Source organism: Marinospirillum alkaliphilum DSM 21637, from assembly GCF_900119735.1.
Classification (GTDB): Bacteria; Pseudomonadota; Gammaproteobacteria; order Pseudomonadales; family Halomonadaceae; genus Marinospirillum; species Marinospirillum alkaliphilum.
In genome coordinates this window covers 1-12,215 of the sequence record NZ_FPJW01000009.1, presented here as the reverse complement: position 1 = coordinate 12,215, position 12,215 = coordinate 1, and the positions used below count along the sequence as shown (strand labels likewise).

14 protein-coding genes are annotated in these 12,215 nt (G+C 53.6%); 7 read left to right on the top strand and 7 right to left on the bottom strand.

Annotated features, from left to right (window positions below; genetic code table 11):
- Positions 1 to 103 precede the first annotated feature (103 nt).
- The 3 genes from BT114_RS11810 to BT114_RS11800 all read left to right on the top strand — a co-directional run bounded on the left by BT114_RS11810 (position 104) and on the right by BT114_RS11800 (position 3,287).
- On the top strand, positions 104 to 1,603 hold the full coding sequence (locus BT114_RS11810; RefSeq protein WP_072326713.1) for a CoA-acylating methylmalonate-semialdehyde dehydrogenase: 1,500 nt from the start codon (positions 104 to 106) through the stop codon (positions 1,601 to 1,603).
- Between the two features lie 113 nt (positions 1,604 to 1,716).
- Entirely contained in the window at positions 1,717 to 2,241 is a 525-nt protein-coding gene (locus tag BT114_RS11805; RefSeq protein ID WP_072326712.1) for a methylated-DNA--[protein]-cysteine S-methyltransferase, read from the top strand.
- Positions 2,238 to 3,287 carry a CobW family GTP-binding protein gene (locus BT114_RS11800; protein WP_072326711.1) on the top strand — a complete coding sequence of 350 codons (1,050 nt, stop codon included), beginning with the start codon at positions 2,238 to 2,240 and terminating at the stop codon, positions 3,285 to 3,287. Before BT114_RS11805 ends, BT114_RS11800 begins: the two co-directional genes overlap by 4 nt.
- A 6-nt stretch (positions 3,288 to 3,293) precedes the next feature.
- Here BT114_RS11800 and BT114_RS11795 read toward each other — a convergent pair whose 3' ends face one another.
- Entirely contained in the window at positions 3,294 to 3,905 is a 612-nt protein-coding gene (locus BT114_RS11795) for an FMN-dependent NADH-azoreductase (RefSeq protein WP_072326710.1), read from the bottom strand.
- Between the two features lie 160 nt (positions 3,906 to 4,065).
- Between BT114_RS11795 and BT114_RS11790 the strand changes: the two genes are divergently transcribed.
- Positions 4,066 to 4,968 carry a LysR family transcriptional regulator gene (locus BT114_RS11790; RefSeq protein WP_072326826.1) on the top strand — a complete coding sequence of 301 codons (903 nt, stop codon included), beginning with the start codon at positions 4,066 to 4,068 and terminating at the stop codon, positions 4,966 to 4,968.
- 5 nt (positions 4,969 to 4,973) lie between these two features.
- Here BT114_RS11790 and BT114_RS11785 read toward each other — a convergent pair whose 3' ends face one another.
- The 4 genes from BT114_RS11785 to BT114_RS11770 all read right to left on the bottom strand — a co-directional run bounded on the left by BT114_RS11785 (position 4,974) and on the right by BT114_RS11770 (position 8,957).
- Positions 4,974 to 5,921: an aldo/keto reductase gene (locus tag BT114_RS11785; protein WP_072326709.1), complete on the bottom strand. Its 948-nt coding sequence runs from the start codon at positions 5,919 to 5,921 to the stop codon at positions 4,974 to 4,976.
- Between the two features lies 1 nt (position 5,922).
- Complete coding sequence (locus BT114_RS11780; protein ID WP_072326708.1) at positions 5,923 to 7,254, bottom strand: NTP/NDP exchange transporter; 1,332 nt, start codon at positions 7,252 to 7,254, stop codon at positions 5,923 to 5,925.
- 151 nt (positions 7,255 to 7,405) lie between these two features.
- Positions 7,406 to 8,194, bottom strand: coding sequence for an OmpA family protein (locus BT114_RS11775; protein WP_084662223.1), 789 nt, complete (start codon positions 8,192 to 8,194; stop codon positions 7,406 to 7,408).
- Between the two features lie 160 nt (positions 8,195 to 8,354).
- Complete coding sequence (locus BT114_RS11770) at positions 8,355 to 8,957, bottom strand: outer membrane beta-barrel protein (protein ID WP_072326706.1); 603 nt, start codon at positions 8,955 to 8,957, stop codon at positions 8,355 to 8,357.
- A 78-nt stretch (positions 8,958 to 9,035) separates the two neighbouring features.
- On the opposite strand from BT114_RS11770, the gene BT114_RS11765 reads away from it, so the two are divergent.
- Positions 9,036 to 9,392, top strand: a complete 357-nt coding sequence (locus tag BT114_RS11765) for a hypothetical protein (RefSeq protein ID WP_084662221.1) — start codon at positions 9,036 to 9,038, stop codon at positions 9,390 to 9,392.
- Between the two features lie 51 nt (positions 9,393 to 9,443).
- Here the strand turns inward: BT114_RS11765 and BT114_RS11760 are convergent, their stop codons facing one another.
- Positions 9,444 to 10,712, bottom strand: coding sequence for a RidA family protein (locus tag BT114_RS11760; protein ID WP_072326705.1), 1,269 nt, complete (start codon positions 10,710 to 10,712; stop codon positions 9,444 to 9,446).
- A gap of 133 nt (positions 10,713 to 10,845) precedes the next feature.
- Between BT114_RS11760 and BT114_RS11755 the strand changes: the two genes are divergently transcribed.
- Positions 10,846 to 11,238: a MerR family transcriptional regulator gene (locus tag BT114_RS11755; RefSeq protein ID WP_072326704.1), complete on the top strand. Its 393-nt coding sequence runs from the start codon at positions 10,846 to 10,848 to the stop codon at positions 11,236 to 11,238.
- Between the two features lie 59 nt (positions 11,239 to 11,297).
- The gene (locus BT114_RS11750; protein ID WP_072326703.1) at positions 11,298 to 11,879 is read left to right on the top strand and encodes an NAD(P)H-dependent oxidoreductase; all 582 of its coding nucleotides are present in this window, start codon (positions 11,298 to 11,300) and stop codon (positions 11,877 to 11,879) included.
- A 44-nt stretch (positions 11,880 to 11,923) separates the two neighbouring features.
- On the opposite strand, the gene BT114_RS11745 is transcribed toward BT114_RS11750, so the two are convergent.
- A partial coding sequence (locus tag BT114_RS11745; RefSeq protein ID WP_143142830.1) for an integrase core domain-containing protein occupies positions 11,924 to 12,215 on the bottom strand: 292 nt, incomplete at its 5' end.

Here is a 12,215-nt window from a genome sequence, read left to right as displayed (position 1 = left end):
AAGGCTGCCTTGCATCCTTACACCTTGTCAAGCGTGCAGTCTGGTGTCTAACATGCAAACACCCTGCAAAACATAACAACAACACCAGACAACGAGGTAAGCCATGACTGTGCGTCAAACCCCCATGATCATCGGTGGCGAAAAAGTCATCTCCAAATCCACTGACTGGCGCGATGTGCTGAACCCGGCCACACAGGAAGTGGTTGCTCGTGTGCCCTTCTGTACCCTGGACGAAGTGGATGCAGCCATCAACAATGCCAACGAAGCTTACAAAACCTGGCGCAACACCTCACTGGGTGCGCGCATGCGCATCATGCTGAAGTTCCAGCAACTGGTGCGTGAAAACGTGAAAGAGCTGGCAGCACTGATCACCGAAGAACACGGCAAAACCCTGCCAGATGCCGAGGGTGAAGTGGGTCGTGGTCTGGAAGTGATTGAACATGCCTGCTCCATTCCGACGCTGCAGCTGAGTGAGTTGGCTGAAAACGTTGCCACCGGTGTTAACGTATACACCCTGAAGCAGCCACTGGGTGTGGGTGCCGGTATCACAGCATTCAACTTCCCGGTGATGCTGCCCTGTTTCATGTTCCCGATTGCCGTGGCAACCGGTAACACCTTTGTACTCAAGCCTTCTGAGCAAGATCCGACTTCGACCCTGCGTCTGGTTGAGCTGGCCCACGAAGCCGGTCTGCCACCGGGTGTGCTGAACGTGGTGCACGGTGGTCCGGAAGTGGCTGCACGCCTGTGTCAGCATGAACACATCAAGGCGGTGTCCTTCATTGGTTCCAGCCATGTGGGTGAACAGGTTTACCAGATGGCCAGCAATGCCGGTAAACGCGCCCAGTGCATGATGGGTGCCAAAAACCACTGTGTGATCCTGCCGGATGCCAACAAAAACCAGGCGATTGATGCCCTGATCGGCTCAGCCTTTGGTGCAGCAGGTCAGCGTTGCATGGCCAACCCGGTGGTGGTGCTGGTGGGTGAAGCACGTCAGTGGGTGGATGACATTGTTGAACGCTCCAAAAAGATGATTGTGGGCCCCGGCACCAATGTAAAAGCCGATGTATGCCCGGTGGTTTCTCCTCAGGCCAAAGAGCGCATTATCCGCTTGATCGATTCCGGTGTGGAGCAGGGTGCAACCCTGGCGCTGGATGGCCGCAACTGTGTGGTGGAAGGGTACGAGAAGGGCAACTTTGTGGGCCCAACCGTATTCACCAAGGTCACTCCGGAAATGAACATCTACAGCCAGGAGATTTTTGGTCCGGTGCTGTGTGTGGTGGAAGTGGATACCCTGGATGAAGCCATTGCCTTCATCAACGCCAACGAAAACGGCAATGGTACTTCGATCTTCACCGCTTCCGGTTGGGCCGCACACAAGTTCCAGAATGAAATTGATGTGGGTCAGGTGGGTATCAACATGCCGATCCCGGTTCCGGTGGCCTACTTCAGCTTCACTGGTTCGCGTGCTTCCCGCCTGGGTCCATTGGGTCCCAACGGTAAAGAGGCGGTGAAGTTCTGGACGCACAGCAAGACTGTCACCGAGCGCTGGTTTGAGCCGGACAGCGTGTCTGCCGGTGTGAATACCACCATCTCGATGAAGTAATCAATTCATCAGGTACAAAAGAGTTTCACGCTCTGCCATCCTTGACCCCGCCTCGGCGGGGTTTTTTGTGGGTTATAATCCCGGCAACATCTTCTGCTGAACAGGGTTAAGTAATGATCCATCAAGCGTTGTTAAAAGGTTCTTTGCTGGGTTGGACTGAATATCAGACGGGACATTGCAACTCGGTGATTCTGATCAGTCAGCTAGGGCTGGTGGCGCTGGAGCCGGTACTGAGTGATGAAGATTTTTCTGAACAGCTTGCCCGGTTTGCTGCTGCAGGTGTTGCTCCACTCACTGCTGCTCAGCGGATCAGCTGGTCGCAGCGGATCAGTGAAGCCTGGGTGAATCCCCGTTTGATTGCCGACTTGCCGTTGGATCTGCAGGGCACACCCTTTCAATTGCAGGTATGGCAGGCTTTGCTGCAAATCCCGCGCGGACAAACCCGCAGTTATGCCCAGATCGCGGCCAGTATAGGCAAACCCCGCGCCATTCGCGCCGTGGGTACGGCCTGTGGTGCCAACCCCATTCCTTTTCTGGTGCCTTGCCACCGGGTATTACGCTCTGACGGCAGTCTGGGTGGATATGCTTTTGGATTAAAAATGAAACAGCAATTGTTGGAGCGGGAAAAAGCCTTATGAGTAACCCCGCAAAAAGGATTCCTGTCCACCTGATCACCGGTTTTCTGGGGGTTGGTAAAACCACCGCAATCAATCACCTGATGGCACAAAAACCAGAGGGAGAACGTTGGGCGCTAGTGGTGAATGAATTCGGGCAGATCGGGGTGGATGCCAGCCTGCTGGATGCCGGTGATGGTATTCAGGTGAAAGAAATTCCCGGTGGATGCATCTGTTGTGCACTAGGGCTGACCCTGTCGGTAACACTGGTTAATCTGCTACAACGTTTTAAACCGGATCGGTTGTTTATCGAGCCAACCGGGCTGGGGCATCCAGCAGGTATTCTGGATCTGTTACAGGGTGAGCAGTTTAACGAAGTGCTGGAACTTCATCCGGTGATCACCCTTGTGGATGCCCGCCAGCTGGATGACCCGCGTGTAATGGCACATGAAACCTTTCAGGATCAGATTTCGCTGGCTGATATTCTGGTTTTTAACAAAAGTGATCTGGCGACACCGGAACAAACCGCATTGGCAGTACAACAGGCAGGGCAGTTGTTTCCACCCAAACTGGCGGTGCTGACTTGCCAGCAGGGGCAGTTACCCTTGAGTGTGCTGGATTCTGCTGTGCAGCTGATTGCTGCCAGCCGGGAACAGAAACAGGTCATTGGGCATGAAACAACAGGCAGCCTGATTCGTCAGGGTGGAGTGACCTTGCCATTTCTGGCTATGCCGCAACCGGGACAGCCGGTTTGCCAGCAGGGTGATGGGCTGGGTGCTTATTCAGTGGGCTGGGTGTTTCATCGGGATGATGCCTTTGATGAAGATTGTTTATATCAGTGGGTGGATCAACAAAAAGACCTGTTACGCCTGAAAGGGGTGTTCCGGGTGGGCAGTAAAACCTGGCGCAGTTTTAGCAAGGTAGGGTCAGAACTGGTGGTGCAGCCGGTGGCTTATCGGCGCGATTCCCGGCTGGAGCTGATCAGTGAACAGCCGCTGGATGCGGCTGCACTGCAACAGCAGCTGCTGGCGATGACTTATAAACCAGCACCAGCAACACTGTTTGACTAAACCGGATTAAGCTTCTGCCAGTTCGGCAATTTCCACATCGGCAGCATTAATGGCCTGGGCGCGTTTTTCGTCACCCATGTTCACACCCTCGGCACGAATGATGGTGATGTCGGTAATGCCAATAAAGCCCAACAGGGTTTTCAGGTAACTTTCCTGATGTTCCATAGCTGTGGCTGGGCCTGTGGAATAAACACCACCACGAGCCGAGGCAATAACAACACGTTTGCCTTTTAACAGACCTTCCGGGCCGTTTTCGGTATAACGGAAAGTGCGTCCTGCCTGTGCAATACGATCCACCCAGGCTTTCAGTTGTGATGGAATACTGAAGTTATACAGTGGTGCACCAATGACCAGCACGTCGGCATTAAACACTTCATCCAGCAGAGTTTCGGTGATGGCCAGTTCTGCTTGCTGACGCTCGGAGCGGTTAGCTGCTTCAGTGCCGCCAGCCATAAGAATTTCACCATCCAGGTGGTTGATCGGGCTGGCAATCAGGTCACGCAAGATGACTTGTGCGCCGGGGTTTTGCTCTTGCAGGCGAGTGACAATTTTTTTGCTCAGGTTACGGCTAACGGATTGTTCAGCAAAAAGTCCTGCATCAATCTGAAGAATATTCATAAAAACACCTCATGAGAAGGGGTTGAAGGTTGCTTTGTTTACGATGAAGCCATTCTACGGTTGATTGATGCAAAGTATTAGATGGGTAAAGTGAGAATGGCTGTCCCATATCTGGAACAATGTGCATAATCAGCTGCATCAAAAGGCTTCGGGAGCAGTCATGAAAGACATCACCAACCTGGCGCTTTTTGCACAGGTCATTGAGCACGGTAGTTTCAGTCAGGCAGCACGGGTGCTGGGTATTCCCAAGTCGACCCTGAGCCGTCGCATTGCTGATCTGGAAGAGGAACAGGGCGTGCGCCTGCTGCATCGAACCACTCGCAAACTGATGCTGACGGATATTGGTAAGGAGTTTCTGGTGCACTGCCGAGCCTTGCTGGCGGCTGCCCAGGCTGCGGAGCAGGTGACGCAGATGGTGCAGGAGCGGCCACGGGGCAGGGTTCGGGTGAGCTGTCCTTATGCTGTCAGCCAGCACATGTTAATCAAACATATCCCGGACTTCATGGCGCAGTACCCGGAGGTGGTGGTGGACCTGATGGTGACCAACAAACCGGTGAACCTGCTGGACGATCAGGTCGACATCGCCTTGCGGGTGCGAGCCAATCTGGAAGATTCTTCACTGATTGTGCGCCCTCTGGCGCCTTCGTTGCAGGCCCTGGTGGCGCATCCGGATTATGTGGCAGCACAGGGTGAGCCCCATCATCCTTCTGATCTGGTGACCTGGGCCAGTCTGTCGATGCCCTATTCCAGTGGACGTTATGTTTATGAGCTGACCTCACCGCAAGGGGAGCGGGTCACACTCAGTCATCAACCCCGCCTGCTGAGTGATGACCTGTGGTTGCTGCGTGAAGCGGCGGCCTGCAAGCAAGGGCTGGCAATGCTGCCGCAGGATCTGTGCCGCAGTTATCTGGCTGATGGCCGGTTGGTGCAGGTGCTGCCGGACTGGCAACTGCCGGTTAACCACCTGCATCTGGTGTACCAGCATCGCCGTGGTTTATTACCGGCCGTTCGGGTGCTGATCGATTGGCTGGTGGAGCGCTTGCCGAATACCGCCACCTTCTGAGTTTTTTAACCCAGATTGTTGAGGTGTTCAATCATGCGCTGGCGCATTGCGGCATCAGGCAACTGCCCCAGTGCTGCTCCCATGTTGTCCACCATGTGATGCGGACGGCTGGTGGCCGGGGTGGCGGTGGTCACTGCCGGATGAGCCAGTACAAACTTGAGGAAAAACTGTCCCCAGGAATGAGCATCAAATTCGGCTGCCCAGTCCGGCACCTGATGACCACGAACCCTTTCCCACAGGCGGGTTCTGCCGAAGGGTGCATAAACCAGCACCGCAATGCTGCGATCCTGAGCCAGTGGCAGAATGCGTTCTTCCATGGTGCGGTTGTCAATGGCGTAGTCCACACCAATGAAATCCAGCGTTTCCCGCCGCATGATCTGTTCCAGCTCTGCATACTGGCTGGGAAAGGTGGTGGTGACACCCACATGACGAATGCGACCGGCTGACTGCGCTTCTTTCAGCAGTCCAAGCTGGGTGGGGACATCGCCCAGGTTGTGCACCTGAATCAGGTCCACCGGCTTTTTGCCGATCCGTTCGATGGAGGTTTCCAACTGCCGACGTGCTGCCGCAGGATCTGCCCGACCACCACCGCGACCGGCTACATTGAGTTTGGTGGCCCAGAAGACGGTCTCCTGTTGACCCAGTTCACGCACCAGAGCGCTGGCAACTTCTTCGGATGCACCATAACCGGGAGCGGTGTCAAACACCCGGCCCTGGTGCTCAAATAAAGCCTTGAAAACTTCTCGCAGGGCGTTGGTGTCTTCACTGCGCGCCACGCTGGCAAAGGTGGCTGAACTGCCAAGCCCTACTGCAGGCAATGCCTGGCCACTGGATGGAATGATGCGGGTGATCAATGGCAGGTTCTGATCCCCGGCCCAGAGCAGCGAGGGTTTGAAGCTGAGTACAGTACCACTGGCCAATGCCAGTTTCAGGTAATCACGGCGGGAGATCATGTCAGGCTCCTTTCAGGCTGGAGGGATTGTCAGGATTGGAGAGAGTGGATTCGGCCAGTTGCTGCTGGGTGCGTCCCAGCCATAACGCCAGTGCAGCCCAGATCAAAGCCAGGGGGACGGCCACACTGGCCACTGCCGCCAGTCCCATGCCAAGACGTCCCAGCGCGCCTTCCAACTGGGCACCCACCACATCACCACTGCGATACACAAAGGTATCAATGAATGCCTTGGACTTGTATTTGTCTTCACGGCTGGTGACGGTGTAGAGGGTTTCCCGTGCCGGGCGCATGATGGCTCGCTGTACGGCCCGGAAAGCCGCTTCAAAGGCAATCAAGGCGGCCAGTGAGCCGACCAGTGCCAGACCAACAAAACCCAGCAGGGTGGTGATGGGCAACAGTGCCAGAGTGATGGGTACACCAATGCGGCGCATCAGGTGACCGGCAACCAGTCCTTGTAACACCAGGGTGGTGATCTGGGTGATCAGGTCAATGCGGGCAAACCAGGTGGTGCGAAGATCCAGATCATCCCCCAGCGCAGCCACCATCTGTAGGCGGGTGAAATAGATGAAGGTGGCCATGATCGCCAGAATGATGACATAAGCCGCTATGCCCAGCAGGTAACGAGAACGGAACACGGCCCGGAAACCTTCCCAGGCACTGCCACCGATCAAAGCATTTTCATCCACTGCCGGTGCAGCTTCATCACTGCCGGTCTGACCATGAACCGGGCGAGGTTGCAGTCGGGTCAGCATCCAGGCCAGCAGTAATGCCAGCAACAGAAAACCAGCTGAAATCAGTAACAGTGCCGGAGTGCCCAGCGGTGTTGCCAGTTGTGAAGCCAGCCAGGGGCCAAAAATGGCACCACAGGTTCCTCCCACGGCAATCAGGCCAAAAAAGCGTTTGCTCTGTGCCAGTGAAAAACGGTCTGCCATCAGTGCCCAGAACACCATGGTGACAAACAGGTTAAACACACTGAACCAGACATAAAACACCTGACCGCTGGTCACACCGATGGCTTCGGGAGCCAGCATCATCACCAGATAAAATCCCACCAGGCTCAAGGCAAAAAACACATAGGTGATGCTGATGAACTGCATGCGTTTCAGGCGACTGACCAGCAGTCCGAACAAGGGGTTCACTAACAGGGTTACCACTGCCGTGCCAATGAACAGCCAGCGCACCAGTTCAATGCCACGTTGCATGCCCAGTGCCTCGCGGGCCGGGCGCAGCAGCATCAGTGCCGTCAGAATGCAGAAGAAAAACAGCACTGCCAGCAGCACTGGCAGGATTTCCTCCCTGCGGACATTAAAAAAATCCTGCAGATGCGCTTTCATTGGCAATTTCCGGCTGTTTGCTGCATGAGTATGAAGCTTGATCTTAGCAAAGGTAGACGAGGATGAGGACATCACAGCGGCAGGGTAAGGTGAGCAGTTGGCTGGTGCAAAAAAACGCACAGCAGTGTGCTGTGCGTTTTTGATCAGTGGTTTATCGTGTTGCGGATTGTTTGACGTTGTCCGAGATGATGATCTCGACACGGCGGTTCAACTGGCGTCCTTGGGTGGTCTGGTTGCTGGCAATCGGGCTAACCTGGCCTTTACCGCTGGTGCTGATGCGATTGGTGTTGATGCCCTGGTTCATCAGGTAGGTTTTCACCGAATCAGCACGTCGCTGTGACAGGCCAAGGTTGAAGCTGGCGCTACCGGTAGTGTCAGTATGGCCTTCGATGAGCACGGTATGTTCCGGGTATTTCTTGAGGAATGTAGTCAGTTTGTCGAGGTTGCCGGTGGCGCTGCTCCAGAGATCAGACTTGCCGGTTGTGAACAGTACTTGATCGCGCGCGAGCACCAGTCCGCGTTCAGTGGAGCTGGCGTTCAGGTTACGGGTCTGCTGTCGGTATTCAGCGGATTGGCGCTGTGCCGCGCTCGTTTCTGCACGTGCTTTTTGCATTTCAGCGTTGATTTTTCCAGCCTTGATCATCTCTGCCTTGGCTGATGCAAGTTCAACATGGATCTGGGATTGCTCGGCGAGTTGCTTGGCAAGCACCATATCTTTGTCCTGAACTGCTTGGCGAGCGGCAGCAAGGGTGGTACGCGCCCGGTTCATGTCTGATTCGGCGTAGTCCGACACGCCAGCCTGATCAGCGGTAGTAATGGCGGTTTCGGCTGCTTGCAGGGCATGGGTGGGGGCCGGAGGGGCCGATGTGCAGGCAAGCAGTGTAAAAAGCCCTGCTGCTGCCACGGTTATACGTAAGAAAGCGCTTGTTGTCTGGTTCATGCTGTCTGCCTCTTTATGAAATATCCTCTGCACACCAGCAGTGGACTTTAGTGTGAAGTATTACAGTGCTTATTGGACGAGTCGGTGCGTTGGCATACACAGGAAAAAAAAGTGCCATTTCTGGCACCTTAAGGGGAGTTGCCGCTGAATATATTGGTTTTTAGAAGTGGACACCGGCAGAAACGGTGAAACTGTCCAGCTTGTAGTTACTGTCCATGTCCAGGCGTTCATATTCTGCCCTTACCAGCAGTGAGGAGAAATTGAGTTGGAGACCGATGCCATAAAGTGGATCCGTACCACTTTGGCTTTGCAGGCTGATGCTGCTGTCGCCCAGGTTGCCTCGTACATCACTGTCCCAGTAGTTCAGACCAAGGCGTCCGTAGACAGAAGCGAGCTGGCCGAACGGAATATGGCCAATCACACTGGCACCATAGGCTTTGGTTTTGATGTCTGTATTGGCAACACTGTTGCCTCGCAGCCTGACCTTGCCCAGATCAGTGTAATTGGCTTCTACTGCAAAGATGGGGTTGATCCGGTAACCAATAAAGACTTTGTAGGTATTCTTGGAGTCCCTGGTATCAAAGTCACTGGTGCCCGCTTCAATGAAGTCGCTGACGTCTCCTGATGAGTTTTCCAGCGAGCTGAAACCTAACCCCAGGCCAGTGTAAAATGCCGATTGGTTATCTTGTGCCATAATTGCGAAACTGCTGAAAAGCAGGGTGGTGGTGAACAAGCTGCCGAGTACCCGATGCCTGATATTCATACTTTATGCCTTCTTTGATGTAACGGTCGCTGCAGTTTTGCAGTGGACTTCAGGATCCAGTGTTGCAAGGATTGCCACATGGGTCGGTACGCTGGCATACAAACCGTGAAAAAAATGAAAATACTGATATGGATACTGTTGTTACTGCTGACTGGCTGCAGTAACAAAGTTGAAGAAGTACCGTTGATGTTTCTGGTCACCCATGCATCATCCTTTGATGGGCGACAGGTACAGGTGAGCGGCGTGGTGCGTGGTCTGGCTGAACCAGAGCATTACTGGCTGGAAGATGAACAGCTCAACCGAGTGGGATTGCACCCAGCCAGTGCCGCCCGTACTTACTTGGATCAAACGGTGATGGTGACGGGGCGCTTCTCGGCGGATCGCAACAAAGGCCGTCACCTGCGTGGTATTCGGGTGGTGGTGTTGAGTGAATGACAGGATGGAAGGGGCAAACTATTGTGCTTTGGTTTGCCCCTGTTTTCGGCTTTATACCAGAGGCGGTGTGCCTTCGGCATTGGAGACAATTGCATCAATCTGGATCAATGCATCCTTGGGCAGGGCAGAGACACCTACAACTCTGCGAGCCGGTGTGCCATCAGGGAAGAAGCTGCTGTAAACAGCATTTACCGCTTCAATGTCTGCCATGTTTTTGAGAAAAACATTCACCTTGACCACATCGGCCATGACGTGACCCACACTCTCCACGATGGTTTTAATGTTTTGTAAACACTGCTCAGCCTGTTGCTTGACATCATCTGCCACCAGCTTTCCTGTTCTGGGATCAATCGGCAGTTGTGCTGAAAGATTGTTGTAATGCGAAAAGGCCACTGTCTGACTCGATAACGGGCATAAGGGCGCATCAGCAGTATTGTTTGCTTCCACAATGATTCCGTGTCGATCCTCAACAGCTTGTGGTGGTGTGCCATCACCGTGGGATACTACGGCCTCAACTTGCACTAAGGCATGCATCGGTAAGGCTGCAACCTCAATGACCGTTCTGGCTGGCATGTAGGCTACCGCTCTGGCAATGGCAGAATCCGGGAAAAAACGGCGATACACCTCGTTGACTGCTTCGATATCGGCAATATCGGTGAGGAATAGATTAATTTTGACGATATCATCAAAAGGAACATCAATGCTTTCCAGAATCGCCTTAATGTTTTTCAGACACTGCGCGGTCTGTTCTTTAACACCACCCACCACCAACTGACCTGAAGCTGGGTCAATCGGCAGTTGTGCGGAAAGATTGTTGTAGTGTGAGAAGGCCACCGTTTGAGTGGACAAAGCGTCTGTGGGTGCCTTGGCGGTATTGTTGGTCAGCTTGATCAGATCACCCGCCTGGGGTGCGTTGGGGATTGAACCAACGCCGTTGGAAAGCAGTGCCTCCACTTGCACCAGCGCATTTATCGGCAAAGCCGCAACAGCAACCACTGTGCGTGTGGGCAGATAACCGCTGAAGAAGGATTTATACACTTCATCTACTCGGTCGGTATCCATGATATTTTTAACAAACACGGTGATACGAACAACATCCGTCATGCCATGATCAATGCTTTCTACAATGGCCTGAATATTTTTAAAGCACTGCTCCGCTTGCTCTTTTACACCACCTGCCACCAGCTGGCCGGATTTTGGATCAATCGGCAGCTGAGCTGAAAGGTTGTTGTAATGGGAGAAAGCGACCGTTTGTGAACTGAAGGGGTTTTGTGGTGCCAGCTCGGTATTTCTTGCTAATACTGCATTGTTACCGCCCATGTTTATAACCTCTTTTATTTTTGTAATAAAACCTGGACATCCCACTATACCCTTTTATGTGGTTATTGGAAGCCGAATTGCCCCAATATGGTGCAGTCGAGGTGTCGTCAGCGGATAGATAGAGGTAAACAGCATGTTGATTGGTGAAATTGCCAAGCGCACTGGTGCCAGCATCAAGGCAATCCGGCTTTATGAGTCACTGGGATTGCTGGGGCTGGTAGAGCGCAGCAACCGTTACCGGGTTTATACCGCCGCGCATCTGCAACAGGTGTTGTTGATTCGACGTGCCCGGCAACTGGGATTCAAGCTGGCAGAGTTGCAGGATTGGCTGGGTGTTCCGGGGCGGGAACTGGCAGGTGCAGAGCTGATGATTCAACTGGAAGGCAGGCGGGCAGACATTCAGCGGCAGATGGCTCACCTGCAACAGCAGGATCAGCTGTTGCAGCTTGTGATTGCAGAAATATCGGACTGCACCGGAACACAGGCAGAAATAAACCGAGCCGTTTGTGTGCAGGACAAGGCTTGACTCTGCCCCAAGGGGCAGACTTCAGACTGCAAGCTGAACCCCTTGTCAGGAACCCTGTTATGAAACACAAAAAAATTGCCTTACTGGTTGCCCACTCCGTTGCCGGAAGCCTGAACCTTGCACTGGCTGAACACTACGCTGAAACAGCCCGAGCAGCGGGACACACAGTGAAAATCCTGTGGCTGGATCAACTGATTTTTGATCCTATCCTGCATCAGGGTTATCACCAGCAACAGCCGCTGGAACCGGATTTGCTCGCTGCCCAGCAAACCATTCAATGGGCGGATCACCTGGTGTTTGTTTATCCAGTCTGGTGGGGCAGTGTGCCTGCGGTCTTAAAAGGCTTTCTGGATCGGGTGTTTCTGCCGGGTTTTGCATTTCGATATCAGCAAGGAAAAGCCTTCCCTGTGCAGCTGTTGAAAGGCCGCACAGCACAACTGCTGGTGACCACAGATACCCCGCCCTGGTTCTTTCGCTGGTTTTATCGCGCACCGGCTATTCAGCAGATGAAAAAAACCACCCTGGAACTGTGCGGTGTACGCCCAGTAAAAGTATTACTGATCGGGCCGGTGAAAAACTCAACCGATCAACAACGGCAGAAATGGCTGCAGCGTGTTGCTGCATTTGCAAAAAGGGCTTGATATTGCGGTAATCCCCCCATTTTTAACGGGGTTCAAAAGTAGAGTCAGGCCACCATGGCCAGTTTTTGTTGAGGGGTGATCCCTCCAAGCCCCATATTGGGCCGTTCATTATTGTAATGCCAGAGCCAGCCTGTGGCGTAGTTCTGAACTTCTTCAATGCTATCGAACAGGTGTTGTGCCAACCAGTCATAACGTACGGTTCGGTTATAGCGCTCAATGTAGGCATTCTGTTGTGGTTTGCCAGGCTGGATAAAGGTTAAAGCAATACCCTGCTCTCCTGCCCAGGCTGCTAGCTTGCCACTGACGTATTCCGGGCCGTTATCGCAACGAATGGAG

Bases quoted from the DNA above. Each gene is read 5' to 3' on its own strand.
- BT114_RS11810 (WP_072326713.1), top strand. From the start codon at position 104: ATGACTGTGCGTCAAACCCCCATGATCATCGGTGGCGAAAAAGTCATC.
- BT114_RS11805 (WP_072326712.1), top strand. From the start codon at position 1,717: ATGATCCATCAAGCGTTGTTAAAAGGTTCTTTGCTGGGTTGGACTGAA.
- BT114_RS11800 (WP_072326711.1), top strand. From the start codon at position 2,238: ATGAGTAACCCCGCAAAAAGGATTCCTGTCCACCTGATCACCGGTTTT.
- BT114_RS11795 (WP_072326710.1), bottom strand. From the start codon at position 3,905: ATGAATATTCTTCAGATTGATGCAGGACTTTTTGCTGAACAATCCGTT.
- BT114_RS11790 (WP_072326826.1), top strand. From the start codon at position 4,066: ATGAAAGACATCACCAACCTGGCGCTTTTTGCACAGGTCATTGAGCAC.
- BT114_RS11785 (WP_072326709.1), bottom strand. From the start codon at position 5,921: ATGATCTCCCGCCGTGATTACCTGAAACTGGCATTGGCCAGTGGTACT.
- BT114_RS11780 (WP_072326708.1), bottom strand. From the start codon at position 7,254: ATGAAAGCGCATCTGCAGGATTTTTTTAATGTCCGCAGGGAGGAAATC.
- BT114_RS11775 (WP_084662223.1), bottom strand. From the start codon at position 8,194: ATGAACCAGACAACAAGCGCTTTCTTACGTATAACCGTGGCAGCAGCA.
- BT114_RS11770 (WP_072326706.1), bottom strand. From the start codon at position 8,957: ATGAATATCAGGCATCGGGTACTCGGCAGCTTGTTCACCACCACCCTG.
- BT114_RS11765 (WP_084662221.1), top strand. From the start codon at position 9,036: ATGGGTCGGTACGCTGGCATACAAACCGTGAAAAAAATGAAAATACTG.
- BT114_RS11760 (WP_072326705.1), bottom strand. From the start codon at position 10,712: ATGGGCGGTAACAATGCAGTATTAGCAAGAAATACCGAGCTGGCACCA.
- BT114_RS11755 (WP_072326704.1), top strand. From the start codon at position 10,846: ATGTTGATTGGTGAAATTGCCAAGCGCACTGGTGCCAGCATCAAGGCA.
- BT114_RS11750 (WP_072326703.1), top strand. From the start codon at position 11,298: ATGAAACACAAAAAAATTGCCTTACTGGTTGCCCACTCCGTTGCCGGA.